Annotated in this window: 23 protein-coding genes; 12 read left to right on the top strand and 11 right to left on the bottom strand. The window is 70.7% G+C overall.

Annotation, left to right across the window (positions count from 1 at the left end; translation table 11 throughout):
- The first annotated feature begins 205 nt into the window (after window positions 1–205).
- On the top strand, window positions 206–1048 hold the full coding sequence (locus tag OO69_RS18605) for an NAD(P)-dependent oxidoreductase (protein ID WP_033281822.1): 843 nt from the start codon (window positions 206–208) through the stop codon (window positions 1046–1048).
- An 8-nt stretch (window positions 1049–1056) separates the two neighbouring features.
- Here the strand turns inward: OO69_RS18605 and OO69_RS18610 are convergent, their stop codons facing one another.
- Window positions 1057–1542 carry a hypothetical protein gene (locus OO69_RS18610; protein WP_033281823.1) on the bottom strand — a complete coding sequence of 162 codons (486 nt, stop codon included), beginning with the start codon at window positions 1540–1542 and terminating at the stop codon, window positions 1057–1059.
- A gap of 276 nt (window positions 1543–1818) precedes the next feature.
- Here OO69_RS18610 and uppS point away from each other — a divergent pair, with 276 nt between their 5' ends.
- The 4 genes from uppS to OO69_RS18630 all read left to right on the top strand — a co-directional run bounded on the left by uppS (window position 1819) and on the right by OO69_RS18630 (window position 6815).
- Window positions 1819–2520, top strand: coding sequence for a polyprenyl diphosphate synthase (uppS, locus tag OO69_RS18615; RefSeq protein WP_051801097.1), 702 nt, complete (start codon window positions 1819–1821; stop codon window positions 2518–2520).
- A gap of 74 nt (window positions 2521–2594) precedes the next feature.
- Window positions 2595–4022 (top strand): oxygenase MpaB family protein, encoded by a 1428-nt coding sequence (locus OO69_RS18620; RefSeq protein ID WP_051801121.1) that lies wholly within the window; start codon window positions 2595–2597, stop codon window positions 4020–4022.
- A gap of 87 nt (window positions 4023–4109) precedes the next feature.
- Window positions 4110–5375, top strand: a complete 1266-nt coding sequence (locus OO69_RS18625) for a cytochrome P450 (RefSeq protein ID WP_051801098.1) — start codon at window positions 4110–4112, stop codon at window positions 5373–5375.
- Window positions 5376–5594: 219 nt separating this feature from the next.
- Entirely contained in the window at window positions 5595–6815 is a 1221-nt protein-coding gene (locus OO69_RS18630) for a cytochrome P450 (RefSeq protein ID WP_051801099.1), read from the top strand.
- 152 nt (window positions 6816–6967) lie between these two features.
- Here the strand turns inward: OO69_RS18630 and OO69_RS18635 are convergent, their stop codons facing one another.
- Window positions 6968–8014 (bottom strand): peptidoglycan-binding domain-containing protein, encoded by a 1047-nt coding sequence (locus OO69_RS18635; RefSeq protein ID WP_033281824.1) that lies wholly within the window; start codon window positions 8012–8014, stop codon window positions 6968–6970.
- 157 nt (window positions 8015–8171) lie between these two features.
- Between OO69_RS18635 and OO69_RS18640 the strand changes: the two genes are divergently transcribed.
- Window positions 8172–10253, top strand: coding sequence for an MDR family MFS transporter (locus tag OO69_RS18640; protein WP_033281825.1), 2082 nt, complete (start codon window positions 8172–8174; stop codon window positions 10251–10253).
- A gap of 2 nt (window positions 10254–10255) precedes the next feature.
- Here the strand turns inward: OO69_RS18640 and OO69_RS18645 are convergent, their stop codons facing one another.
- Window positions 10256–10747, bottom strand: a complete 492-nt coding sequence (locus OO69_RS18645) for a GNAT family N-acetyltransferase (RefSeq protein WP_033281826.1) — start codon at window positions 10745–10747, stop codon at window positions 10256–10258.
- Window positions 10748–10757: 10 nt separating this feature from the next.
- A complete protein-coding gene (locus OO69_RS18650; protein WP_033281827.1) occupies window positions 10758–11384 on the bottom strand; it encodes a dihydrofolate reductase family protein in 627 nt (208 codons plus the stop codon).
- A gap of 177 nt (window positions 11385–11561) precedes the next feature.
- Here OO69_RS18650 and OO69_RS18655 point away from each other — a divergent pair, with 177 nt between their 5' ends.
- Complete coding sequence (locus OO69_RS18655) at window positions 11562–12206, top strand: hypothetical protein (protein WP_033281828.1); 645 nt, start codon at window positions 11562–11564, stop codon at window positions 12204–12206.
- Window positions 12207–12211: 5 nt separating this feature from the next.
- On the top strand, window positions 12212–13021 hold the full coding sequence (locus OO69_RS53875; protein WP_420707889.1) for a hypothetical protein: 810 nt from the start codon (window positions 12212–12214) through the stop codon (window positions 13019–13021).
- An 18-nt stretch (window positions 13022–13039) separates the two neighbouring features.
- On the opposite strand, the gene OO69_RS18665 is transcribed toward OO69_RS53875, so the two are convergent.
- Window positions 13040–13456, bottom strand: a complete 417-nt coding sequence (locus OO69_RS18665; protein ID WP_033281829.1) for a DUF1992 domain-containing protein — start codon at window positions 13454–13456, stop codon at window positions 13040–13042.
- Window positions 13457–13539: 83 nt separating this feature from the next.
- On the opposite strand from OO69_RS18665, the gene OO69_RS18670 reads away from it, so the two are divergent.
- A complete protein-coding gene (locus OO69_RS18670) occupies window positions 13540–13932 on the top strand; it encodes a hypothetical protein (RefSeq protein ID WP_033281830.1) in 393 nt (130 codons plus the stop codon).
- 50 nt (window positions 13933–13982) lie between these two features.
- On the opposite strand, the gene OO69_RS18675 is transcribed toward OO69_RS18670, so the two are convergent.
- Together OO69_RS18675 and OO69_RS18680 are read right to left on the bottom strand one after the other, a co-directional pair.
- Window positions 13983–14654: an O-methyltransferase gene (locus tag OO69_RS18675; protein WP_033281831.1), complete on the bottom strand. Its 672-nt coding sequence runs from the start codon at window positions 14652–14654 to the stop codon at window positions 13983–13985.
- 72 nt (window positions 14655–14726) lie between these two features.
- On the bottom strand, window positions 14727–15911 hold the full coding sequence (locus tag OO69_RS18680) for a DUF2330 domain-containing protein (RefSeq protein WP_420707890.1): 1185 nt from the start codon (window positions 15909–15911) through the stop codon (window positions 14727–14729).
- Between the two features lie 226 nt (window positions 15912–16137).
- On the opposite strand from OO69_RS18680, the gene OO69_RS18685 reads away from it, so the two are divergent.
- Entirely contained in the window at window positions 16138–18201 is a 2064-nt protein-coding gene (locus tag OO69_RS18685; protein WP_033281833.1) for a bifunctional glycosyltransferase 87/phosphatase PAP2 family protein, read from the top strand.
- A 21-nt stretch (window positions 18202–18222) separates the two neighbouring features.
- On the opposite strand, the gene OO69_RS18690 is transcribed toward OO69_RS18685, so the two are convergent.
- Both OO69_RS18690 and OO69_RS18695 read right to left on the bottom strand, forming a co-directional pair.
- The gene (locus OO69_RS18690) at window positions 18223–20367 is read right to left on the bottom strand and encodes a tetratricopeptide repeat protein (RefSeq protein WP_033281834.1); all 2145 of its coding nucleotides are present in this window, start codon (window positions 20365–20367) and stop codon (window positions 18223–18225) included.
- On the bottom strand, window positions 20364–20774 hold the full coding sequence (locus OO69_RS18695) for a hypothetical protein (protein WP_033281835.1): 411 nt from the start codon (window positions 20772–20774) through the stop codon (window positions 20364–20366). The genes OO69_RS18690 and OO69_RS18695 overlap by 4 nt, the downstream gene beginning before the upstream one ends.
- A 184-nt stretch (window positions 20775–20958) precedes the next feature.
- Between OO69_RS18695 and OO69_RS18700 the strand changes: the two genes are divergently transcribed.
- Both OO69_RS18700 and OO69_RS18705 read left to right on the top strand, forming a co-directional pair.
- Window positions 20959–21228 (top strand): hypothetical protein, encoded by a 270-nt coding sequence (locus tag OO69_RS18700; RefSeq protein ID WP_033281967.1) that lies wholly within the window; start codon window positions 20959–20961, stop codon window positions 21226–21228.
- Window positions 21221–21832 carry a DUF6879 family protein gene (locus OO69_RS18705; protein ID WP_033281836.1) on the top strand — a complete coding sequence of 204 codons (612 nt, stop codon included), beginning with the start codon at window positions 21221–21223 and terminating at the stop codon, window positions 21830–21832. Before OO69_RS18700 ends, OO69_RS18705 begins: the two co-directional genes overlap by 8 nt.
- Window positions 21833–21878: 46 nt before the next feature.
- Here OO69_RS18705 and OO69_RS18710 read toward each other — a convergent pair whose 3' ends face one another.
- Both OO69_RS18710 and OO69_RS18715 read right to left on the bottom strand, forming a co-directional pair.
- Window positions 21879–23570 carry a hypothetical protein gene (locus tag OO69_RS18710; protein ID WP_033281837.1) on the bottom strand — a complete coding sequence of 564 codons (1692 nt, stop codon included), beginning with the start codon at window positions 23568–23570 and terminating at the stop codon, window positions 21879–21881.
- 131 nt (window positions 23571–23701) lie between these two features.
- Window positions 23702–24565 (bottom strand): SDR family NAD(P)-dependent oxidoreductase, encoded by an 864-nt coding sequence (locus OO69_RS18715; protein WP_033281838.1) that lies wholly within the window; start codon window positions 24563–24565, stop codon window positions 23702–23704.
- Window positions 24566–24592 lie beyond the last annotated feature (27 nt).

Below are 24592 nucleotides of genomic sequence, written 5' to 3' on the forward strand. Positions count from 1 at the left end.
GAGGACTTAGTACGGCAGGATCCGCCCCGACGGCGTCCTGCGGTCGATGGTGTCGTCGCGGGGCGTGATGGGCCGGCGACTGACGCGAACGCGGATCTGTCGGTTCATGGCGCCCTCCCGAGGCTCATATCTCCTATGCCCCTCTCCTATGCCCCACACTCGTCCTCGCGACTCCCAACAACATCAAGTCCGTACGGTGAGACCCATGACGACCACCTTCACGCTGCTGCATCCCGGCGCCATGGGCGCGAAAGTCGGCGGCGAGGCGACCCGTACGGGCACCCGGGTCCTGTACGTCCCGACGGGCCGCAGCCCCGCCAGCCTCCAACGCGCCCGCGAGGCAGGCCTGGAGCCGGCCGAGTCCCTCGAATCCGCCTTGTCCGTAAGCGACTTCGTCCTCTCGGTGTGCCCGCCGCACGCGGCGGAAGACGTGGCGCGCGAGGTCCTCGGTCACCCCTTTCGGGGCGTGTACGTCGAGGCCAACGCGGTCAGCCCGGACCGTACGAGGCGTATCGCGGCGGCGTGCGCGGAGCGCGGCGCGCTGATGCTGGACGGCGCGATCATCGGCGGCCCACCGGGTCCGGGCAGCGCCCCGCGCCTGTACCTGAGCGGCGACGGGGAGCAAGTCGCGCGAGTGGCGGGGGCGTTCAAGGACACGCGGGTCGTGGCCCGCCCCTTGGACGCGGAAATCGGTGCCGCGTCGGCGCTGAAGATGGCGTACGCGTCGTACCAGAAGTCGGCGCGCGTCCTGGCCGCCGTATCGCACGCCCTGGCCGCGCACCACGGCGTGGCCGCCGAACTCGCCCGCGAGGCGGGCTCGTTGACGTCCAACATCCTCGCCGAGACCGACCAGCTCCCCAGCGTCGCCGCCCGGGCCTGGCGCTGGGCACCGGAGTTGGAGGAGATCGCGGCGACTCTGCACACGGCGGGACTGCCGGCGGACATGGCGGAGGGGGCGGCGGCGGTGCTGCGCCGGTGGACGGACGACAAGGACGACTACGACCTGCCGCTGGAGGAGGTACTGGCCCACCTCAGGACGGAGGGCTGAGGACTGACTCAGGGACCGACCGTGGGTCCGATGCTCCGCAGTTCCTGCACGGTTCCCCCGAGCCTGGATCGGAACCCCTCCAGCAACTCGGGCACCGCGCTGACGACCCAACGGGTACCGACGAGGTACTTGCCGCCGTAGATGGCGGCACTGTCGAGCCAGGTCACCTTGAACCGCTCCTCGGGGAAGGTGGTGATCCGGTACTCGCCCTGCTTCGTACGGCACAGCCCCTCGCGCAACTCCTCCGCCTCGACCCGGATCTCGGCGGTGCACCCGGTCAGCCCGGCGATCACCTCGACCTTGGCGGGGGCGACGACTCCGGCCTCGGGGGCGGCGGTCACAGCAGTGGGAGTGGCCTTCCGTCTCCCCTCGGCGCCGTCCTCGCCACCGCCGCAGGCCACGGCCAGCGGGAGCAGGGCGAGTGCGGCACCTCGGCGCAGGCGGGAGGTGTGTCCTGGGCGGGGTGACGACTGCGGTGTCTGGGGGTGGGTCATGACAGGGGGTACGGGGGTGGTGGGGCGGCTGTTCAAGAGGTTCGCCGTGCCGGATCGCCGCTCCCCCGCCCTGGGCGAGCCTGCGGATCCACCGGGGGCCCGATTCGGACGGAAGTACCAAGAGTGAAGTCACCGAACTCGCACCTGGCACAACCCCCGTCGCTGACACGCTGGTTGAGGTGATCGGGTCAGCTCGGTGAGCTGTGCTGTCGGGGGGCGGGCGTGGCGGTTCGGCAGGCTGTTGGAGGCGAGGGGCCGCGTCATGTCGCGTGCGTGATGGACGGGAACGGGCGGTGGGCGGCGCAGCGGGCGTTGCCTCGTACGTCTGGGCACCGTGCCGCGGAGACCACCGCGATCGACGTCATCGAGGCGGCGCGGGCGGCCGGAGTCGAGTGGCTGAGCATGTACGCGTTCTCCACCGAGAACTGGGGGCGTCCGAGCGCCGAGGTCGATTTCCTCATGCGGCTGGTACGCCGGGTGGTGCGCAAGCACGCGCCGCTGCTGCACGCGCGGGGGATCCGCTGCCGCTTCCTCGGGGTCACCGATCCCCGCATCCCCCCGGCGCTGGCCCGGGACTTCGCCGACCTGATGACGCTGACCGCCGACAACCGCGGCCTGACGCTGACCGTCGCCTTCGATCACGGCGGGCGCCGGGACATCGTCGAGGCCGCGCGGTCGCTGATCCGCGACGGCGTGCCGGCCGACGGCGTGACCGAGCAGACCTTCGCCGCCCATCTGCCCTTCCCCGACACCCCCGATGTGGACCTGGTCATCCGTACCTCGGGTGAGCAGCGCATCTCCAACTTCATGCTGTGGCAGGTCGCGTACGCCGAGTGGGTCTTCCCGCCGGTGCTGTGGCCCGACTTCCGCGCCCCGCACTTCCTGGAGTGCCTGCACGCCTACCGGCAGCGCGAACGCCGGTTCGGCGGTGTCCCGCACGGCCTCCCGCCCCTCCCGAACGGAGAACTTCGATCGTGACCGACGTGACCGACGTGACCGACGCGGGTTCCGGCATCCCCCAACAGCCGCACCCAGCTGGAGACTTGACGCCCATGTTCGGCCCGGACTCCCACTTCGACGAGCTCCTCAACGATCCTCGCTGGGCCCTGGCCATCGTGCGGGCGACCGTACTGGAGGCCGCGCATCCGCAGGTCGGCGCCGCCCTGCTCGACAGCTCCACGTTCGTCGCCCACCCTTGGCGCAGGCTGCAGAACACCTTCCTGAGCCTGCGGCGCATGTTCGGCGCCGACGACGACGTACGACAGCGGGAGGCGGCGCGGCTCAACCGGCTGCACGCGCGGCTGAACGGGACCGACGCCCGCGACCGGCCGTACGACGCGTTGGACCCCGCTACGCGCGCCTGGGTGGTGGCGACGCTGTTCGAGAGCACCGTCACCATGTTCCGGCTGAGCGGACAGCCCCTGGAACAGCGGGCGATGGAGAGGCTGTACGCCGAATTCCAGGCATTCCTCGGCGCTTTGGGGGACGAAGCCGGTCAACTGCCCGCCACGCTCCCCGAGTTCTGGCAGTACTACGACCGTGTGGTGGAGGAGGAGCTGGAGAACACGGAGGCGATGCGCATCATCCTCTACAAGCTCTTCGACCACCTTCCCGCTCCGCCGCTGCTGAACGGTCTGCCCACCCTGTGGGCGCTCGGCCGCGCGGTCGGCGGTCCGGTCATGGGAGCCATCACGGTGGCCTCGCTGCCCGAGCCGTTCCGCCGCCGGGCGGGGCTGCCCGAACTGCCCGGCGCCCAGACGCTGATGCAGAGCGCGTACCTGACCGTGGGCCTGGCCCGTTTCCTGCCCGACGGCTGGATCCGGGCCGAGAACATCGCCGACCTGCTGGCGCTCACCCCCGACAGCGACGACCCCCGCGCCCGGACCGTCCGCGCCCTGCACGACAGGATGAAGCGGGCCGGCGCCTTCCTCCGGCTCGTCACGCCCTTCGGCGCGGAACCGGAACCGGGACCGGAGTCCACCGCACCCGGAGCGATCCGGCGCGACGCGGAGGAGTTCTTCCGCGAGGTGCTGGACCAGACCGGCGACGGCTACGTGGACTGGCCCGACCTCGCCGCGATGGCCCGTGAGCTGTCCACCCGCCTCGACCTCGACGAGCCCGAGGAGACCAGGCTCTACAACGCCTACGCCGACTGGTGGCGGGAACTCCAGAGCGCCCTCGACACCGACGGCGACGGCCGCGTCAGCGCCCAGGAGTACGCCGCGGCCACCCCGTCCCTGGCCGGACCCGCGCTGATCAGAGTGGCGGAGGTCCTCTTCGACGCCACCGACAGGAACGGCGACCAGCGCATCGACGCGGACGAGTACCGGGCCCTGTTCCGGACCGCGTTCCGTCGCGACACCGCAGGCGCAGGCACCGGCGGCGCGTACACCCGTAGCGCGTTCGTCAAGGACTTCCTGTCCTTCATGTCCGGCCGACAGCGCTCGACACCGTACGACCCGCTGCTCGCCCAGGCGTGATCACCGGCCGTACGTTCCCGGCCCATGGATAGTGGCCAGTAGGCAGTAGCTGCTGGTCGGACGGTTCCGGCCTCCGGGAAGGAACTCATGACGCATCGGGCCAAGGACACCGCCGCCACAACCACAACCACAACAACTACCGCCACCGCGATCCTCGAAAGCCTGCTCGGCGACGAGGGGTCAGCCGACCCCTTTCCGTTGTTCGAGCGGGCCCGGACACTCGGACCCGTCCTGCCCACCGACGACGGCACCCTGCTGGTGACCGGCTATCCGGAGGCGGAACGGCTGACGCGCGACCGCGCTTTCGGGATCCTGAACGGCGAGACGCGCGAACCGTCCGGCCCCGGCGTCCCCGGGCATCTGTCGCGGCGGATCGTCGGCGCCTCCCTCTTGGAGACCGACCCGCCCCGGCACACCCGTCTCCGTTCCTTGGTCGCGTCGTTCTTCGCGGCCCGCAGGATCCCCGCGCTCGAACCGCTGATCGCGGCGGCGGTGGACGACCTGCTCGACGAGATGGCGGAGCGCGCGGGCCCCTCCGGCACCCTCGACTTCATGGAGGCCTTCGCCTCCCGGCTGCCGATGAGCGTGATCTGCGAGCTGATGGGCGTACCGAAGGAGGACCGGCACAGGTTCCGCGCCCCCGCGTCGGCCCTCACCCGCTCGCTGGAGATCGTCACACCCCCCGAGGTCGTACGGACGGCCGACACCGCGGCGGCCGAACTCGTCGAGTATTTCTCGGACTTGGCCGCCCGGCGCCGCGCGGAGCCACGGGACGACCTCGTGAGCGCGCTGTCAACTGCCGCCGTAGGGACGGAGTCCCGCCTCAGCGAGCACGAGATGCTGTCCATGTTCGTCCTGCTTCTCGTGTCCGGTTTCGAGACGACCTCCCATCTGCTCGGCAACGCCCTCGCCCTCGCCTTCCAACACCCCTTGGCAGCCGACGAGTTGCGCGAGGGGCGGACTCCCGCCCTCGGATTCACCGATGAGGTGCTGCGCCTGGAGGCCTCCGTCCAGTACGCGGCCCGGGTGCCGCTCCGCGAGGGGCTCGACGTCGGCGGGGTACCCGCGCCCCTCGGCACGGTCGCCCTGGTGTTCCTCGGTGCCGCCAACCGTGACCCGAGGCGGTACGACCGCCCGGCGGAGTTCGACCCCCTGCGCACCGGCCCCCAGCCGCTGGCCTTCGGCGGCGGCGCCCACTTCTGCCTGGGCGCCCCGCTGGCCAGGCTGGAGGCGAGCGTGGCGCTGCCCGCGCTGCTGCGGCGCTTCCCCCGGTTGCGCCTCGCCGGGGAGCCGGTCCGGAGGTACGGATTCATGCTGCGCGGTTACGAGGAACTGCCCGTCGCGCTCGGCTGATATTCGCACTGCCGTTCCCCGCCTCCTTCGTTACGGGCACGCATTGCCACCCAAACCACACGCAAGCAGACAGAACACCCAGAGCATGCCTGAGGGGATAGTTAAGCTGCAATGCGCTAATAGGCCGCATAACGAAGCATTTCTTTTCTCTCCTCCGTAAGTATCCGTAAGCAAGGGAGAGACGAAAAGGAAGAGACAAAGAGGACCGGAGAGGACCAGGTGGATCCGGAAACGCTGTTGTTCTCGATGTTCACCCCGGAGGGCAGGGTCAACCCGTACCCCGCACTCGCGGAATTACGGCGGACCGAACCCATCTACTACCACCCCGGATTCAACACGTATTTCCTGACGCGATTCGCGGACTGTCAGGCCGTCCTCACCGATCCCGCATTCCTGGTGCCCGATCTCGACTGGTGCGCGCGCGAACTGCCCGACTGGCGTGACCGGCCGAGCGCGGAATTCTTCTACTCCTCGCTGCTGCGCAGCAACGGCACGGACCACGCGCGGCTACGGCGGCTCGTGGGCGGCGCGTTCAGCGCGCGCCGGGTCGCCGCGCTGCGGCACACCGTGCGGGACATCACCGCGCGCCTGCTCGACGACTTCGCCGACGCCACCTCGGACGGCGGCAGCGCCGACTTCCAGGAACTGGTGGGGTATCCGCTGCCCGTCACCGTCGTAGGCCATCTCATCGGGGTGCCCGTCGAGGAGCAGCGGCAGTTCCACGGGCTGGGGCAGGACGCCGGGCGGCTGCTCGAACCCGTCCGGTCCCCCGAGGACTGGCGGCGCGCCGACCTCGCCGTCGTAGCACTGCGCGCGTACTTCACCGGCCTCATCGCCCTGCGCAGGGCACGGCCCGCCGACGACCTCACCTCGCTCCTGCTGGCGGTGCGCGACACCGACGACGGTCGGCTCACCGAGGCCGAACTCGTCGACATCCTCGTGCTCGTCCTGATCGCCGGTTTCGAGACCACCGCCGGGCTCCTCGGGCTCGCGGTGCACGCGCTGCTGGCCCACCGGGACCAGTGGGACCTGCTCGTGAGCGGACCCGAACTGGCCGCGCGGGCCGTGGAGGAGAGCCTGCGCTGGGACACCCCGGTGCAGATGACGGAGCGCATCGCCGCCGGGCCCGTCGACGTGGCCGGGGTGACCGTCCCCGAGGGCGCCAACGTGACCACCGTGCTGGCCGCCGCCAACCGCGACCCCGAACGCCACGCGGACCCCGACACGTTCGACATCCGGCGCGCCGACATCAAGGTGCTCGGCTTCAGCGCGGGACTCCACTACTGCCTCGGCGCGGCGCTCGCCCGCGTGGAGGCCGCCGAACTCCTCGAACAACTCCCCAGACGCTTCCCGACCTTGACCGCGTCCGCCCCACCCCACCGCCGCGAGTCCATCAGCCTCCGCTCCTTCGAGAACCTCCCACTGACGACAAAGCCCTGACGCCCCCCAGCCATCCGCATGCGTCCACCCCACCCCCCTAAGGGGCGCGGGGAACTGCGCGCCCAGCCCCCACCCACCCGCACCCCGCACACAGCCCAAACCACCCAGCCGCAACCCCGGCGCCTCTAAGCCGCCCTCCAGCCAGCGCCGCGTCACGGCTCAGTGGTCTCCGATTCGAGCCGCGCCCGCGTAGCCGCCCCATACACCCCCAGCGTGTCGGAAGTGATGCCGCGGGCCAGTTGGTAGGTGCGTACTGACGTCTGGACCTGTTTGTCGAAGATGCCGTTGTCGGGGCCGGTGTAGAGCCTCAACTGGGTCAGACGGAGCTGGAGTTCGGTTACCTCGGGGCCTTCGTCGCCGCGTTGGAGGACCGGGGCGGGGGTGGCGCTGCTCTGGCGGTTCGTGGCGGAGGCCGTTGACGCGGTGGTGGTGGGGGTCGGGGTCTCGCTGGCGTTCGCGGACTGCGATGCCGTAGCCGACGGGGTCGATGACGCCGTCGGTGACGGGGTCTCGCTGGGTGACGGGGTCGGGGACGCCGACGTCGGCCGGGCGGACGTGGAGCTGGTTGTGGACGGTGTGGTCCGTGCCGCGCTCTTCGACGCCGTCGGGACGCTTCCCCGTACGTCCTGAGGGGCCGCCTCGTCCCGCGACGGGGGCTCGTACGAGAACATGCCGCTCGCGAAACCCGCCACCGCGGCCACCGCCACGACGGCTCCCGTGACGGCGAGGAGGACGGTGCGGCGACGGCGCGGGCGGTCCTCGTCGTCCGTCGGCGGTTCCGGGGCGTCCCCGTCGCCCTCGCCGCTCCCGCCGTCCGCGAACAGGCTCAGGTCCGTCGGGACGGGGGCCGTGTCCGACGGAGCCCGGAGAGAAGCCGGTGCGGCCGGGTTCGGCGGCACCGCTCGCAGCAGCATCGTCTCCTCGACCGCCGGGAGCTGCTGGGTCTCACCCTCGGGTGTCGACGGTGTCGACGGTGTCGCCGGTGTCGCCGGTGCGGGCGGCTGCTCCCGCGCGGGGCTGTCCAGTTCCACATACGGTCTGATCCGGAGCGGGTCGAAGTCCTCCGCCGCTGCCGCCTCCGCCGTGCGCGCGTCGCGCAGCGCGTCGGACGCCCGTTGGGTGCAGGCGCAGGACGGGGAGCCGTCGGCTGCCCGGGGTGCCCCGCACTGCGGGCATATGTGGCCCTTCGCCTCGTTCACGTGTTCGTCCCTCCCCGTCGAACTCCAGAGGTTATGCGGATCTCCTTCACGTCGTCTCCTCCGACCCCCGGAATGACAGCTTCCAAACGGACTCAACAGGCCGTAACCCGCCATACCGATCACCATGGATGTGTAACGAGAGCCGCAGGAGGTCTTCATGGCCGGCGATGCGCACGGTATGACGGGGAATGTGCAGGACGCGCAGCCACCGGAGAGGCCCCCGCAGCGGGGCAGTTCCGCCCAGGAACACGTGTCGGGCAACGTCCTCGTCTCGATCGGGGCGCTGCTCCTGGGGCTGCTGCTCGCCGCCCTCGACCAGACCATCGTGTCGACCGCGCTGCCGACGATCGTCAGCGATCTCGGCGGGCTGGAGCACCTGTCGTGGGTCGTCACCGCGTATCTGCTCGCGTCGACCGCCGCGACCCCGCTCTGGGGCAAGCTCGGCGACCAGTACGGGCGGAAACGGCTCTTCCAGATCGCGATCGTGATCTTTCTCGTCGGGTCGGCGCTGTGCGGGGCCGCGCAGAACATGCCCCAGCTGATCGGCTTCCGGGCGTTGCAGGGGCTCGGCGGCGGCGGGCTGATCGTGCTGTCGATGGCGATCGTCGGTGATGTCGTCTCACCGCGTGAACGCGGGCGCTACCAGGGGCTGTTCGGTGCCGTCTTCGGTGCGACGAGTGTCCTCGGGCCGCTGCTCGGCGGGCTCTTCACCGAGCATCTGAGCTGGCGCTGGGTCTTCTACATCAACCTCCCCGTCGGAGTCGTCGCCCTCGCCGTCATCGCGACCGCGCTGCACATCCCGCGCAAGTCGACCCGGCACGTCATCGACTACCTCGGCACCTTCCTCATCGCCGCCGTCGCGACCTGCCTGGTCCTCGTCGCCTCGCTCGGCGGTACGACCTGGGGCTGGGGCTCGCCGCAGATCATCGGGCTCGCGGTGCTGGGCGTGGTGCTGATCGGGGCGTTCGTCGCCGTTGAGCGGCGGGCCGCCGAACCCGTCCTCCCGCTCAAGCTCTTCCGCGTCCGCACCTTCACCCTCGCCGCCGTCATCAGCTTCATCGTCGGTTTCGCGATGTTCGGCGCGATGACCTATCTGCCGACCTTCCTCCAGGTCGTGCAGGGCATCACCCCGACGATGTCCGGCGTCCACATGCTGCCGATGGTGTTCGGCATGCTGATCTCGTCCACCGCGTCCGGCCAGATCGTCAGCCGCACCGGCCGCTGGAAGGTGTTCCCCATCGCGGGCACCGGCATCACCGCGCTCGGCCTGCTCCTCCTCCACCGTCTCGACGAGGGCAGTTCCACCGCCGAGATGAGCGCGTACTTCTTCGTCTTCGGGCTCGGACTCGGCCTGGTCATGCAGGTGTTGGTGCTCATCGTGCAGAACGCCGTCTCGTACGAGGACCTCGGCGTCGCCACCTCCGGCGCGACGTTCTTCCGGTCCATCGGGGCCTCGTTCGGCGTCGCCATCTTCGGCACGATCTTCGCGAGCCGGCTCGGCGACAAGCTCACCGACGCCCTCAAGGGCACCACCCTCCCGCCGGGCGTCACCCCGGACGGCCTGGAGTCGGACCCGCGCGGAATCTCCCAACTCCCGTCCGCCGTCCGCCCGGAGGCCCTGCACGCCTACGCCTCCTCCATCACCGACGTCTTCCTCTACGCCGCTCCCGTCGCCCTCGTCGGCTTCGTCCTGGCGTGGTTCCTCAAGGAGGACAAGCTGCGTGGCTCGGTCACGGCGCCGGACGTCACCGAGACCCTCGCCAGCAACCCCGTCCAGCGGTCTTCGTACGACGAGGTGTGCCGCGCGCTGTCCGTGCTCGGCACGCGGGAGGGCCGCCGTGAGATCTACAGGACGATCACCGCGAAGGCGGGCTACGACCTTCAGCCGGCGGCGAGTTGGCTGCTTCTGCGGATCAAGCGGGACGGCTGGGCCGAGCCGGGTGTGCTCGCCGAGCGCAGCACCGTGCCGCTGCCCGTCATCCTCGCCGCCGTCCGTCAGGTCGAGGAACGACGGCTGGCCGTACGGGAGGGTCTCGATCTCCAACTGACCGACCAGGGGCGGGAGATGGCCGAGAAGCTCTCCCAGGCCCGCGAGGAGTCCCTCGCGGAGACGCTGGGCGACTGGTGGGGTCCGGACCGGCCCACCGACCTGATCCAGCTGGTGAAGGAGCTGAACGGCGAGCTGTGCGGGTCGGACAGCGAGCAGCCGCACAACGGGACGGCCGCGAAGCTCGGTTGAGGTCAGCCGAGGTTCTTGCGGAACCAGTGTTCCGCGTACGGGTCCTCGTTGTGCCGCCCGGTCTCCTCGTAGCCGAGCCGTGTGTACAGGGCGCGTGCCTCCACCAGGTCGTTCCGGGTGTCGAGGATCATCACCTTGGCGCCCAGCTCGCGGGCGGCGTCCTCGGCGGCCGTCACGAGCCTCGGGGCGCCGCCCCGGCCGCGCATCCCCTCGTGGACGAAGACCCTCGTCAGCTCGGCGGTCGTCGCGTCGAGAAGCCGTACGCCCGCCGATCCGGCCGCCGTGCCCTCGTACCACCCCACCAGCAACTGGCCGCCGGGCGGGGCCAGTTCGGAGCCGGTGCGGGCGGAGATCTCCCGCTCCAGCTCGGCGGGGTCCGTCCGGCGGTTCTCGTGCAGCAGGTACCAGCGGTCGCTGACCTCGGTGTAGTACGCCCGCCAGAGCGCGGCGGCGACGGGGGAGTCGTAGGGTTCCGGGGTGATCGTCCAGGTCATGCCGCCATTGTCAGGAGCCGGTGGGGGAGCGGCGCAACCGAATATGGGTCACCTCGGGGGAGTCCAGGACCTGGGTCTTCTGCCACTCGATCTGCGCGTCGCCCACGTTGTCGAACAGCCGCCGCCCGCCGCACACGAGCACCGGCACGACATGCAGGAGGAGTTCGTCCAGCCACCCGGCACGGATGAACTGCTGGACCAGATCGGCACCCCCGGCCAGGGAGACGTCCTTGCCCCCGGCCGCCTCACGGGCCAGCTCCAGCGCTCGGCCGGGACCCTCGGTGACGAAGTGGTAGGTCGTACCGCCCTTCTTCACCACCGACTCGCGCGGCTGGTGGGTGACCACGAACACCGGTGCGTGGAACGGCGGTTCGTCACCCCACGGGGTCTCCCCGCTGACGAACATCCCGTGCCCCATGACCACCGGCCCCAGCCGCTCGATCCACTCGGCGAGCAACTCGTCGTCCGGGCCGCCCGCCCCGCCCGCCATCCCCTGCATCTTGCGGAAGCTCCGCAGCCCGAACACCCACGCGTGCAGCCGCTCCCCGCCGATACCCAGCGGATGCTCCCGCCCCGACTCCGGCCCCGCGATGTACCCGTCCAGCGACACGGCCAGCCGTGCGACAACCTCACCCATGACAACCTCCTCGATCGGTCCTTACCCGTGCGTCGAACGGGGCGGGGCGCAATCGACACACCGGCACCATGAATTCCGCCGAGGTGTGGCCGTCGTTTGAAGAGGGCCTTTGAGGCAACCCGGTAGGGGAACCGACCGACTACGAGAGCCGGTTGGCCCAAAACCCGGAAGGCACTCATGTCCACAGGCGTGATCATCGTTTTGATCGTGATCGTGGTCGGCGTGGTCGCTGCCGCGGCCGCCCTGGCGCTGCGTGCCCGAGGCGCGACCGGCGGCTCGGGCCTGAAGCGCCGCTTCGGGCCGGAGTACGACCGGACCGTGGCCCGGCACGACGGCGACGCGAAGGCCGCCGAGCAGGAGCTCGGCGCGCGCGTCCAGGAGCACGGTTCGCTGCACGAGCAGCCGCTGGAGCCCGCGGCCCGTGAGCAGTACCAGGCCCGTTGGGCGGCCGCCCAGGAGCGTTTCGTCGACTCGCCCCGCGAGGCCATGTCCGACGTCGACCAGCTGCTCGGCGAGGTCGCCGGAGCCCGGGGCTTCCCCGACGTCCAGGAGTACGAGAAGCAGCTCGACGCGCTGTCCGTGCACCACGCGGACCACGTCCACGGCTACCGGCGCGTGCACCGCGTCGTCACCGCGCGGACGAACGGCACACCGGAGAGCCAGGCCGGCACCGAGGAGATGCGTGAGGCCATGCTCGAGGCCCGTGCCCTCTTCGACGACCTGGTGAGCGACGACAGCCGCAACGGCAACGGCAACGGCCACGGGCGTGGCGGCCGGCACTCGATCGGCGCATTCAACAAGCAGGCACTGAAGGGGAGTTGAGCTACATGACCGACGCGATACGGCCGACCGGCGACAACACGGACGCGAACGCGAGCACCAACGCGAGCACGAACGCGGAGCGCGCCGACCGCAAGGAGACCGACAGGACCGACAGGACCGACAGGACCGTGGACAAGACCGCCGAGCAGCGGGATGCCGAGAAGGCGTCGCGTGAGTCCGGGACCGGGTCCGGCGCCAAGCCGTTCGGCAGCAGGACCTCCGACGACAAGTCGGCGCCGCGAGGGTCCGAGAAGGTGACTCCGCTCGGGTCGTCCGAGAGGACTCCGACGGCATCGACCCCGGCGGTCACTCCGTCGACGTCATCCACGTCATCCACGTCGTCGACGACCTCGTCGCGCGACACCGACCGGGCGATCCCGAGCCCGCGCACCGGCGACACGACCGGCACCGAGCGCTCGGACCGCATCGGCCGCACCGAGGAGTCGGACCGCCCCGTCCACGCCCCCGAGCCCGCCCCCGCCGTCAGCACCGGTGCCGCCTCCGGCAACGGACGGCGTGTCCCGCAGGACGCCGAGAACGGCAGCCTGCTGCCGCACGACGAGAGCGACAAGTTCAGCCTGCGGCTGCAGCACGCGGTCACCGGGTTCGTCGACGAGCCCCGGTCCGCCGTCGAGGAGGCCGACCACGTACTCGAAGAGGTCGCCAACCGCTTCACGGAGGCCGTCACCAAGCGCCGCGCCACCCTGCACGGCTCCTGGGAGTCCAAGGGCACCGACGGCTCGGACGACACCGAGCAACTCCGCCTGGCCCTGCGGGACTACCGCGAACTGACGGAGCGGCTCCTCCACATGTGACCGGCCCAGGCCGCCGGTTCAGCCCTGTCCGTCGACCGCCCGGCGCTCCCGCCACTCCCGCGCGACCTCTTCGACGTCGTACGGCTTCATTCCCAGCGGGGGGCCGGGCGGCGGCTTGAACATCATCTCGCGGATCTTCACGTTGACTTCGGTGATGATCTGCCGCGCGATCCGCTCCGAAGGGGCCGAGTACGCCGCAGCAAGGGCGTCCTCGGCCTCTTTGCGCAGCGCCAGCGTCGGCGGCAGCACGGAGATGCCCTCGCGGGCCATCTTCTGCTTGATCCACCACAGTTCGTCGTACGTCGTGTCGGCGCCGGACGGCAACGGCTTCCCCGCGCCCGGGAGTTGGGCGAACTCTCCGGCCTGCTCGGCGTCCCGGATCTGCTTGTCGACCCAGGACTCGAAGGACACACCTGGTGGCTTTCGCTCGGTCATGACTTCAATTGTGCCGGACGCGGTGACGCCAGGCGATTTATCATGCGCCCGCTGCTGTAAGGACACTTCAAGGGGGAGCGCACGTGCTCGAACTCACCATGGCCTCGGTCTCCGGGACGGACGAGGGCGCCACCGCCGGCATGCTCATGGCCGAGGCGCCCAGTGACCCGGGCGCGGTGCTGCGGGTGGGCCGGGACGAGACGGTGTGCCGGCTGGTGACACCGGACGACTGGCTGTTCATCTCGCGGGTCCATCTGGAGTTCCTGTGCGGACCCGAGGGCGTCTGGCAGGTGAGCTGGCTGCGCGGCTCCCAGCCCGACCCGTCCTCCGAAGTACGCCTGATCGTCGGCGAGTACGCCCAGACCGTCGGCTACGGCGGCAGCGTGCCGTTGCCGCGCGGCGGGAGCGGCGAGATCGTCATCCAGGACCGCACCGGGCCGCGCAGCGTCAACGTCGGCTTCTATCACGAGGGTTGAGTCACCCGGGAGGGCCGGGAGGGCCGGGAGGGCCGGGAGGGCCGGGCGAGCTAGGCCAGCACCCGTGCCAGCGCGAAACCGTCGTAGCCCTTCCTGCCCACCGTCTGGATCGCCGTCCCCGACAGGCGCGCGTGCGAGCCGATCAACTCGATCGCGGTGCGCGTGCCTTGGACGTCCGGCGACGTGTTGTCCGGGTCGGCGACCCGGCCGCCGCGGACCACGTTGTCGACGATGATCAGGCTGCCGGGGCGGGTGAGCTTGAGGGCCCACTCCACGTAGTGCGGGTTGTTGGCCTTGTCGGCGTCGATGAAGACCAGGTCGAAGGGGGCTGGGCCCTCGTCGGCGAGTTGGGCCAGGGACTCCAGGGCCGGGCCCACCCGTACCTCGACGACCTTGTCGAGGCCCGCGCGGGCGAGGTTGCGGGTGGCGACCTCCGCGTGCTTCGGGCTGAACTCCAGGGAGACCAGCCGCCCGTCGGCGGGCAGCGCGCGGGCCAGCCAGATCGTGCTGTAACCGCCGAGCGTGCCGATCTCCAGGATGCGCGCGGCGCCCTGGATCTGGGCCAGCAGATGCAGCAGCTTGCCCTCGGCCGCGCTCACGGCGATCTCCGGGAGCCCGGCGGCCTCGCTGTCCCGCAGGGCCGCCTCCAACACCTCGTCGTCCGGGGCGAGTTGGCCGATGAAGTAGTCGTCCACGTCGTCCCACACCTGCGACTCGCTCATGTGCTCGTGCCTTTCGTGTGTCCAGCCGTACGTCCGATGACGGGTGCCGACCACCCGTGCCGGCTCCCCGAGTTAACTACCCGGCGCGCGCGTCGGGGGCGGTGGAAACGCCGGTGGCGGCGGGATCACCGGCCGCCGCGTCCGCCGGGACCGCCGTACGGCCAGCAGGACGGCGGTCGTCGTGAGCACGGCCAGGCCCCCGCCGATCGTCAGCAGCCACGCCGGGACGCCCGCGACCTTGCTCAGGTGGTCCTCGTAGATCACCTGCTGGAACGTCGCGTCCGTCGCCGTGCGGCGGAGCAGGTGGTCGCCGGTGATGCGGGACGGGTCGGGGAACTCCTGGTTCACGGCGGTCAGGAACGGGGTGCCCTTGGCGAGGGCGGCCAGCGGGCCCGAGGTGGTGGTGACGCGGCCCGCGTAGGCGACCTGCGGGGGTGAGCCGCCGAGCGTGCTGCTGGGTTCCATGCGGTGGGCGGCGAGGATGTACAGGCCGAGCGACTGCGGGGTGCGGGCCAGCCGGGAGAGCCGCATCGGGTAGACGGGGGACTCGGCGGCGAAGGTGAGGTGCAGCGGGTCGAGGGCGCCCTGGAGCGGGGTGCCGGCGGCCGCGGGGGCGAGGCGGATCGCGACGTACTCCCAGCGCTGGTCGACGTACGGCTGAAGGGCCTGGTCAAGGCGGGACGGCAGAACGAACCCGTTCGTGTGCAGCCAGTCGCCGAGCGCGTCCGGGTCGGTGGCCGTCAGCCGGGCCACGTCGAAGGGGCCGAGCCGCTCACGGCCGACCACGCCCACTCCGGGGGCTGTCGCGGCGCCGGGCGGGGGGCCGCCGCCGGTGGCGCCGGAGACGAGCGGCCAGTCGCCGTCCTGGGGCCAGAAGTGCGAGCGGGCGCGGTGCACGGGCGCGGTGAGCGTGTTCAGCGCGTCGAAGAGCGCGGGGTCGGCGAGCGTGGCCGTGGCCCGGTGCGGCACCGGCATGATCCACGCGGCCCGGCGCGCGTCCCCGGAGACGGTGAGCCGCATCACGATCTGCTCCTGGCGCCCGTCCCAGCGCACCACGGACGCCTCACGCCCCACCGCCACCTGCTGCGCACCGCCCGGCACCAGTGCGCCGCAGCCGCATGCCCAGGCCGGGGACACCAGCGAGCCGAGTTGGAGGGCGAACAGCGCCAGGACGACGGCCGTCGCACGCGCGCGTGGCCGCCCCCGCGTCATCCTCCGGATCGACCCCCGCAACGAAACGATCAGTAAACCGATCATGTCCACAAGTTATCGGGCCACCGGGCCGGTCGGAAGCGCGCGGGTATTAGCTGTGCCCAGGCAACCCGGGGCCGACTATCGTCGTCCGGACAAAAGGGGGGCGGCCGTCAGGTGAAGGGGGGGTTGCCTGCGTCTCTCCCGCAGGGGGTGCGAACCTCATAGGGTTCCCAGAGGGAACAACCACGCGCGTGACGCGTGGGACGAGCGGGGCGGAGGCCTACGAGGCGTGGCGAACGTGGAGCACAGCGGGCGACCGGCGGGAGCCGCGGGAGCATTCGGGTCGGGTGCGGCCCAGACGGCCAGGGCACGGCTGCGCGTGGCGCGCCTGGGTCTGTGGCTGGTCGCTGCGGTCCTCGCCGTACGGCAGGTGGCCGTGGTCCTCAGCACCCCGCAGGGGGAGCGGCTGACGGATCTGGAGACATGGGTCGGTCCGAACGGCGTGCTGCATGTGAAGGGCTCGCTGTACGACTCGACGCAGTTCACCGGCACCCCCTTCGGCGGGCTCGTCCTCAAACCGCTCACCCGGGCCGCGGAACAGGCCCTCGGCTGGGGCTGGACCTTCGGCACGCTGCTGCTGGTCGTCGCGCTCGGCCTGGTCGTCTCCCGCGCCCTGCCCAAGCCCGTCACCCGCCGTGCCTCGCTGCTCGCCGCGCCCGTCGCGATCAGCCTGCTCATGCTGTCGCTGCCGGTGCGCAACACGCTCTGGCTCGGCCAGACCAGCATCATCCCGGTCCTGCTCGTGCTGCTCGGCTGCTTCACCGTGCGCGGCGAGCGCTCCAGCGGCGTGCTGATCGGCCTCGCCGCCGCGCTCCAGCCGACGGTGCTGCTCTTCGCGCCGCTGCTGTGGTTCACCGGCCGCCGCCGGGCCGCGATCACCTCCGTGCTGACGTTCGCCGCGAGCGTGGCGGTCGCGTGGGCCGCGATGCCGCACGACTCGTACACCTACTGGGTGCACCACATGGCCGGTGCCGGCCTCGGCGGCGCGGCGGACGGCCTCGGCAACCAGTCGCTGCACGGCGCGCTGCTGCGCCTCGGCCTCACCGGCCCGCTGGAGATCGGCCTGTTCCTGGCCCTCGGCGCGGCCGTCACGTTCCTGGGCCTGCGCCGGGCCGTGCGGTACGCGCGCGACGGGCAGTTGCTGCTCGCGGTCGCGGTCACCGGCTGCGCGGCGATCGCCGTGTCGCCCACGACCTGGCAGCACCAGCTGCTGTGGGTGCTGCTCGCGGTGGTCGGCCGGGTCGGCAAGCGGGCCTCGGACCGCTTCGTGTGGCCGGTCGCGGTGATCCTCGTGGTCACGCTGCCCGCGAAGATGATGCTGCCGAACATGGCGGCCCTCTACTCGCTGCGTGACAACGTCGTCCTGCTCATGGCCCTCGCCGCCGCGACCGCGATCCCGTTCCTGTCCCGCACCTCCGAGTACTACCGCCGCCCGATCCCCACGGAGTACGCCGAGCCGGTCCCGACCCGCTGGAAGCACGTCCCGCTGCTGCCGTTCCTGCGCCGCGTCCTGACCCGCCCGAACCTCCTCCTCGAACTCCTCCTGATCCGCGTCACCTACGCCGCCTACCAGAAGGTCCGCCTCGCGGCGACCGGCGGCACCAACTCGGGCGGCCGGGCCACGGCGGAACACCACGGCCACGAGATCCTCTCGATCGAGCGCTTCCTGCACATCGACATCGAGCACGCGGTCAACCACTGGGTCGTGAAGGTCGAGTTCCTCAAGGACTTCTTCAACTTCTACTACGAGTCCTTCCACTTCGTAGTCCCCCTCACGGTCATGGCGGTCCTCTACTGGCGCCGCCCGGTCGACTACCGCTGGGCCCGCTCAGCCCTGGGCTTCGCCACCCTCCTCGCCCTGGTCGGTTTCTGGCTCTACCCCCTGGCCCCGCCCCGCCTGCTCCCCGGCCTCGGCATCATCGACACGGTCCACGGCGTCCAGGACTTCTCCAAGCCGGACTACGGCACCCTCACCGCCCTCACCAACCAGTACGCGGCGATGCCGTCCCTGCACTTCGGCTGGTCCCTGTGGTGCGGCGTCGTCATCTTCGCCCTCGCCCCCAAGTGGTGGATGAAGGCCCTGGGCCTCCTGCACCCCTTCTTCACCGTCTCCGCGATCGTCGCGACGGGCAACCACTGGGTCCTGGACGCGGCCGGCGGCGCGGCGGTCGTCGCAGCGGGCTTCGGCCTGGCGTACCTCTTCCAGGGCCCGAGGGCACGCTCCCTACGGCCCCAACCGGCCCGGATCAACACCGAGTTGGAGCCGGCGACGGGCGACCGTATTCGGAGCTGATGCGGTACGGCCGTGTGCCGGTCACGTCTCGGGCGGGCGCCATCGTCCCGACGAGAGATCGCCGAGCAGTCGCCGACCGGCGACGGTGAACGGATGGTCGGGACCCAGGCCCCGTTCCCGCCTGGCCACGACGTCCGCCATCAGCTCGATCGCGGCGTCCATGTGGCCACGCGCGGCCTGGGTCCGGGAGAGAAGCTGCTGGGCCGAGAGCGCGATCGGGTAGTCGGGACCGAAGCGTCGCCGGTATGCCTCGGTGACCAGTCGTATCTCCTGGCCGGCCTCGTCGAAGCGGCCCAGCAGGTAGAGCGCCCAGGCCCGATTGTGGTGGGCGCCCAAGGTCACCGTGTGGTCGGCACCGAGGAACCGGACGCATTCCGAGGGCAGGGAGAGCAGCGTGCCGCCGTCCTCCGCGACGATCTCGGAGGCGGGCAGCAGCACCAGCATGCCGGAGCGGGAACGCAGTGTCAGGGGGTGCGCGGGGCCCAGTACCCTTCGCCGACCGGCGACCGTGCTCCGGACAAGGCGGATGGCCTCGTCCCGCCGCCCCAGATTTCCGAGCACCAGCTGAAGGCCGTGGCCGCTGTCCAAGGTGTCGGGATCGTCGGCTCCGAACAGCCGCTCCTGAGCGGCGCGGACGTGCCCGAGCAGAGCCTCGGCCTCGGCGTACCGGCCCAGCCGGAAGAGCGCTCGGCCGGCCCGGGAGCGGGCGGCCAGCACGAGACGGTGCTCCGCGCCGAGCAGCCGCTCGCCGAGGTCCGCCGCGGCCCGGGCGGTCTCCCAGGCGGACAGGTAGTCCCCCGTGCGGTGCAGTGCGATGGACAGCCGGGTCACCACGGCCAGTGCGTCAGCGGACGTCGACGGGTCGCCGATGCGTCGCAGCAGGGCGAGCCCATGAGGCACCAGCAGCCGGAGCAGCGGGTCGTGGGGACCCGCGTCGGGGACGTCGGGGACGGCCGTGTCGAGCAGGAGGACGGCTGTGGTGTCCAGAACCGGTACCTGTTCCGCGGGGGTCGCCGCCGCGACACTGTCGAGCAGTACCCCGTGGCTCTGCGCGCACCGCACGCCGACGTCGACCAGTTCGGTCAGCGATTGGTCGAGCAGCGCTCTCAGCGCGGTCTCACAACGGGCGCGGGGAAGGACACCGCTGATCCCGGCCCGGTCGAGCAGGGACAGCGGCAGTGGCTCGGGGGCGAAGCGGGCCAGCAGTCTCAGCAGCGCGGTCGCTTCGGGCAGTCCGCGGGCCTCGAATACGTCGAGCGTCAGTTGCCAGGTCAGGCCGACCAGGTGCCGTGGATCCCGCTCCGACAAGGCATCGGCTCCCCGGTCGATGAGCTCGACCCGCTCCCCTTCGTCCAGATGGCGTCCGTAGGTCTCCAACGTCCAGGGATCGAGAACCTGTTGGGAGAGGAAGCCGCCTGCCAGCGTGAGAGCGAGCGGTAACCGGCCGAGCCGTTCCGCGATCGCCGCGGCCTCCTCCTGCGTGCCGCTGTGCGGGGCGAGGTCGCGCAGTACCCGCGCGGCGTCCTCGCGCGGCAGTACGCCGATGTGCTGCAGCTCGGCCCCCGGCCACCAGTGGGCGGCCGAGCGGCGTGTGGTCACCACGACCGTGCCGAGTGGGCTCGTGCGCAGCCAGCTGCCGTCACGGAGGATCTCAGGCTGGTCGGCGTTGTCGAGCACCAGCAACCAGGGTTCCGCGGAGCGGTCGAGATACTGCCAGACGAGATCGGCGGCGGGACGGAGTCCGTTGCGGGCGGCCAGCAGTTCACCGTCGCCGGCACCCCGGTCGGCGGCGACGGCGAGCATTCCGGCGCGCAGGCTCGCGCGGTCGGAAGCGCTGACCCACAGACCCACCCTGCCGTATTCGGCGGTGGCCAGCTGGAAGAGCGTGCAGGCGACCGCGGTCTTGCCGCAGCCGCCCATGCCGTACAGCACGTAGACCTCTCCGCCCCGCCCCGCCCGCATACCGTCCCGCAGACGTTCCAGTACCTCGGCGCGGTCGCGCAGAACGACAGGAGGCCGGCCGACGGCCGGACGGCGAACCGAGTCGGGGCCGCTGGGCGGGGCCGCTGCATCGCCGTAGTGGTGGTGTTCGCTGATGTGCTGGTCACCCGAGGCCTGGAAGACACGGCCACGGTCCTCGGCGTGGCCGTCCATCGCGCCTGTCATCGCTCCGCGTTGTGCTGGTCTCGCCCGGCCTGATAGATCCGGGCCTGGCCGGATGCGCTGGCGTGCTGCGTGATCGCGGGGCCGGTCGCGTCCGGCGGCTGAAGTTCGTCAAGGAGTCCGCGTAGTTCCGCAGCCGCGCCCGGCTGGGCGGCGAGCAACCGCCGAAGCCGCCCCTGCCACTCCAGGTGCAGTTCGCCGAGTGTCTCCTGGTCGTCGGCGTCACCGGCCGCCAGGGCGTCTTCGCGGGTGGCTGCCAATTCGGCGGCGACAGCCTCGGCACGGTGGGGCTGCATTCTGCGCCACAGGTGCGTGATTCCGTCCTGGGTCCGCTGCCACGCGTCAGTGGCCATCAACGTGACCAGTGTGACCCCCGCGCTCTGTGCGAGTAAGGCTGCCTCCGGGTCCACAGTTCCCCCTGATCGGAAATTACGGATAGTCGGAATATGTGCCGAACGGTATATGTCTGCCGGGGTTTGGTGCCGGATCGTTTCGTGGCTGTTTATCGTCGCACTCCTGAGCGGGACGGGGCAACAAGGGGTTTGTTGGGCGCTAGACTGAGAAAACTCTGGCCCAATCGAGGGGGCGATGGCCATGACCAGACCGTGGGAAGCCGATCCGGCCACGACATTCAAGAAGCGCCTGGGGAAATCACCGCAGGAGTTGGGGAATACGACCGACGACCCCGACTGTCCCGACATCTGGGAACTCGAGAACGGGGACATCGCCGTCATCGGCCGGGATCTCACGGCCTCACTGGGCGGCAAACTCCCGACCGGGGTCTCCATCGGATCCGACGAACGGCTCGTGGTCATCCCGAGGAACATGTTGATCGCGGCGAAACCGGATATCCCGAATGTTTGATTCCTTCCCGGGCGCGGTTTCCGAGCGCATGGACCGCTCCACATACCATGCGGACTTCCGGCGGGTTCAGGAGAGCGGAATTCGGCACTTGAACAAGCTCGAACGAGGCCAGAACTTCAAAGAACGCGGATTTTCCAGCTGGGAGGCTTTCGCGGCCGGAGAATGGGACCGCGCCCTGTCCCTCGTCGAGGAGAAACGAGATGCCTATGCGCGGCAGTTCCGCGAGGCGGCGCGGCGGAATATCCTGAGGCGTCGTCTTCGCGTGGTGGAGTTACCTGTGACTCCGTACGTGCAATGGGAACTGTTCGTTCTGCGGCTGCGCGTCGAACTGGGCGACAACATCAAGGTGCTCGATGCCCGCAAGATCTCGGACATCGAAAAACACCGCCCTGTTCCGGAGGTGGTGATTCTCGGAGACGCCGCCATGTACGAGGTGCTCTACGACGACGACGGGAACGCGAGCGGAGCCAATCGCTTCTCCGATCGATCACTGATCCGGGAGACGTCGGCCGGGTTCGACGCGCTGTACGAGCGCGGTGACGACTTCCACGATTTCTTCGACAGGGAAATCGCTCCGCTGCCCCCACCCGCGATCGCTTGCTGAGCCGAGCGCCGAGCACCCCGTGCGCGATGGCCCCAACCGGCCCGGATCAACACGGAGTTGGAGCCGGCGACGGGCGACCGTATTCGGAGCTGATGCGGTACTCGCCCGCCGCGGGGACCGTCAGCCGGGTGAAGTCGCCGACCTTGGTGAGGCAGGCGCCGTCCGCGCGCAGCCAGGGCGAGTAGGCGACCCGGACGGTGACCGGTCCCGGCCGGGAGACGCGCACGACGAGATCGGCACTGGTCGTCCGTACGACCTTCCCCGGTTCCGAGACCAGGGGTACGGCGTCCCGCACCCGGTAGACCCGCCAGTGGGCGTCACGCCACACCGGCTCCAGCCAGGCCGGGCGCCGGTAACGGACCAGCGCCGCCTCGTCCTTCGCATAGCCGTCCGGGGTCGCCTCCGGCAGCACGACGAAGCCGACGGCCCAGTGGTCGAGCCAGGCCCGGTAGGTGGCCGCCGAGAACGTGCCGTCGTAGAAGAGCCGGGCCCGTTCCATGTCGAGCTGCCGGTTCCAGCCCCGGGCGAGGTTGATGTGCGGGGCGAGTTCGGAGGCCTCGCGGTGATCGCGGGCGGGGACCGCCTCGACCCGCGTCCGGCCGGAGCCGAGCGCCTCCAGCGTGTGGACGACCGGCTGCGTGTCGTGCGCCCAGGCCGGCACGACGGTGGACACCTGGAGGTCGTCCACGGTCTTCTTCCCAACCCAGGAGACGGAGAAGACGAGGGCGACGATCACCAGATTGCGCCCCGAGCAGAGGAGCGCCCCAAAGGGGCGCGGGGAACTGCGCGACCAGCCCCCACCGGCCCGCGCGGAACAGATACGAGGTGCACCCAGAAGTACGGCCAACAGCACTGCCGGAGCGAACAGTTCCGCGAACCGCTCCACATTCGTCCCCACCGGCGACGGCACGAGATACGTCACCACCGTCCCGGCCGCATACACCGCCCCGCTCCACCGAGCGACCCGCCAAGCCCGCGGAGCGAGCGTCGCCACGGCCAGCCCCAGCACAACCGGCGGCCAGATATGACTCGGCGGCATCAACTGCTCACCGGTGAACGGAAAGAAGACGGACGTCACGCCGACGACGAGCGCGGGCGGCACCATCAACCCCGCCGCCCGCCACCAGTCCCGCACAACAAGGAACGCGGCCCCTACGACCGCCAGGAACAGCCCCGCCACCGGGCTGGCCATGGTCGCGAGGGCGGCGTAGACCGCCGTAAGGACAAGCCGCCGCTCCCGCGTTAGCTGCACGCACGCGGCCAGCGCGAGGGCGATGCCGAGCGCGAAGGTGGTCCGGCCGGAGGCGACGTTGCACCAGAGGGCGAGCGAGCAGAGGAGGGCGGGGCCGAGGGGGCGGCGGATACCGGTGCGGGTGACGAGGACCGCCGCCAGCCAGGACGCCGCGAGCCCCGAGAGAACGGTCACCGTCCGCACCCCCACCGCGGCCATCAAGTACGGGGAGATCAGGCTGTAGTTGGCGGTGTGCATCCCGCCGTACCAGAACAGGTTGTACGCCGATCTCCCGTGCTGCGCCGCGAAGTCGGCCCACGCGTCCTGCGCGGCGAGATCGCCTCCGCCGGTGGCGAGGAACGCCCACCAGAGCGCGTACAGGGGGAGCGTGGGGAGGGTCGCGAGGAGGGGGAGGCGGTGGCGGGAGCGGAAGTTGTGGAGGAGTTGGTTCCGCTGTGGGGCCGTGTTCACCGGCCGGACCAGGGTGTGGTGTTCGGCGGGGAGCATGTGAACGGAGACGCGAAACGTGCGGGAAACGTTCATCGGGTGCGGCGGGAGTCACCAGGACGAGTGACTCCGCGCCGCTACCGGTGGACGAAGGTCCCGCCCGTGCTCCGCGCCGCTCACCGGGCGGTGGCTCAGAGGGCGAACTCGACGGGTTCCTCGCCCTGCGTGACGAGGCTCTTCCACAGGTCGCTGGGGTTGCCGGTGGAGGCGTTGCGGAACTCCTCCCAGTACCAGTCGGCGCCCAGGAGCTGCTTGACGCGGGGGACGGCGACTCCGTCGGGTCCGGTGTAGTAGCGGACCTTCTCGATCCTGCCGTCGGTGACCGCCTGGTAGATGGCCGCCGCGGTCACGGCCGGGCTGGAGCCGGTGCCCTGCATGCCGAAGAAGCGCCGCATGCCGGACCGGTAGTCGTCGGGGATGTCGCCCGCCTGATCGATCTTGGTGAAGATGCGGGTGGCGTGGGCGCCCGGGAAGACCGCCTTGACCGAGACGCCGAAGTCGGCCATCTCGACGTTGAGGCCCTCGGTGAAGGCCGCGACCGCCGCCTTGGAGGCGGCGTAGACGGCGGTGTAGGGGTAGCCCTGGTCGGCGCTGATCGAGGAGATGTTGACGATCACGCCGGACCGCTGCTCGCGGAAGTACGGCAGGAAGGCTTTGGTCAGGGCCATCAGGCCGAAGACGTTGGTCTGGAACTGGTCGTGGATCTGCTCCATCGACGCGGCCTCGACGGGGCCCATGTGGTAGTAGCCGGCGTTGTTCACCAGCGCGTCGATGCCTCCGAACTGGGTGGCGGCCTGTTCGGCGAAGGCGGTGTCGGCGCCCTCGTCGTTCACATCGAGCAGGAGGGTCTTCACGTTCGGCAGGTCGCTGTGGACGGCGAGGTCCGCCTCCTTGCGGACGGTCGCCACGACGTTCCAGCCCCGGGACGCGAACAGGCGGACGCTGTCGCGGCCGAAGCCGGACGTGGTGCCGGTGATGACAACGGTGCGGTTCATGACGGGGACTCCTTAGTGACTTGTACG

The sequence above is a fragment of the Streptomyces sp. NRRL F-525 genome, from assembly GCF_000716605.1.
Classification (GTDB): Bacteria; Actinomycetota; Actinomycetes; order Streptomycetales; family Streptomycetaceae; genus Streptomyces.

Excerpts from the sequence above, each read along its gene's own strand:
- OO69_RS18605 (WP_033281822.1), top strand. The coding sequence starts at position 206 with ATGACGACCACCTTCACGCTGCTGCATCCCGGCGCCATGGGCGCGAAA.
- OO69_RS18610 (WP_033281823.1), bottom strand. The coding sequence starts at position 1,542 with ATGACCCACCCCCAGACACCGCAGTCGTCACCCCGCCCAGGACACACC.
- uppS (WP_051801097.1), top strand. The coding sequence starts at position 1,819 with ATGGACGGGAACGGGCGGTGGGCGGCGCAGCGGGCGTTGCCTCGTACG.
- OO69_RS18620 (WP_051801121.1), top strand. The coding sequence starts at position 2,595 with ATGTTCGGCCCGGACTCCCACTTCGACGAGCTCCTCAACGATCCTCGC.
- OO69_RS18625 (WP_051801098.1), top strand. The coding sequence starts at position 4,110 with ATGACGCATCGGGCCAAGGACACCGCCGCCACAACCACAACCACAACA.
- OO69_RS18640 (WP_033281825.1), top strand. The coding sequence starts at position 8,172 with ATGGCCGGCGATGCGCACGGTATGACGGGGAATGTGCAGGACGCGCAG.
- OO69_RS18645 (WP_033281826.1), bottom strand. The coding sequence starts at position 10,747 with ATGACCTGGACGATCACCCCGGAACCCTACGACTCCCCCGTCGCCGCC.
- OO69_RS18650 (WP_033281827.1), bottom strand. The coding sequence starts at position 11,384 with ATGGGTGAGGTTGTCGCACGGCTGGCCGTGTCGCTGGACGGGTACATC.
- OO69_RS18655 (WP_033281828.1), top strand. The coding sequence starts at position 11,562 with ATGTCCACAGGCGTGATCATCGTTTTGATCGTGATCGTGGTCGGCGTG.
- OO69_RS53875 (WP_420707889.1), top strand. The coding sequence starts at position 12,212 with ATGACCGACGCGATACGGCCGACCGGCGACAACACGGACGCGAACGCG.
- OO69_RS18665 (WP_033281829.1), bottom strand. The coding sequence starts at position 13,456 with ATGACCGAGCGAAAGCCACCAGGTGTGTCCTTCGAGTCCTGGGTCGAC.
- OO69_RS18675 (WP_033281831.1), bottom strand. The coding sequence starts at position 14,654 with ATGAGCGAGTCGCAGGTGTGGGACGACGTGGACGACTACTTCATCGGC.
- OO69_RS18680 (WP_420707890.1), bottom strand. The coding sequence starts at position 15,911 with ATGATCGGTTTACTGATCGTTTCGTTGCGGGGGTCGATCCGGAGGATG.
- OO69_RS18690 (WP_033281834.1), bottom strand. The coding sequence starts at position 20,367 with ATGACAGGCGCGATGGACGGCCACGCCGAGGACCGTGGCCGTGTCTTC.
- OO69_RS18700 (WP_033281967.1), top strand. The coding sequence starts at position 20,959 with ATGACCAGACCGTGGGAAGCCGATCCGGCCACGACATTCAAGAAGCGC.
- OO69_RS18705 (WP_033281836.1), top strand. The coding sequence starts at position 21,221 with ATGTTTGATTCCTTCCCGGGCGCGGTTTCCGAGCGCATGGACCGCTCC.
- OO69_RS18710 (WP_033281837.1), bottom strand. The coding sequence starts at position 23,570 with ATGCTCCCCGCCGAACACCACACCCTGGTCCGGCCGGTGAACACGGCC.
- OO69_RS18715 (WP_033281838.1), bottom strand. The coding sequence starts at position 24,565 with ATGAACCGCACCGTTGTCATCACCGGCACCACGTCCGGCTTCGGCCGC.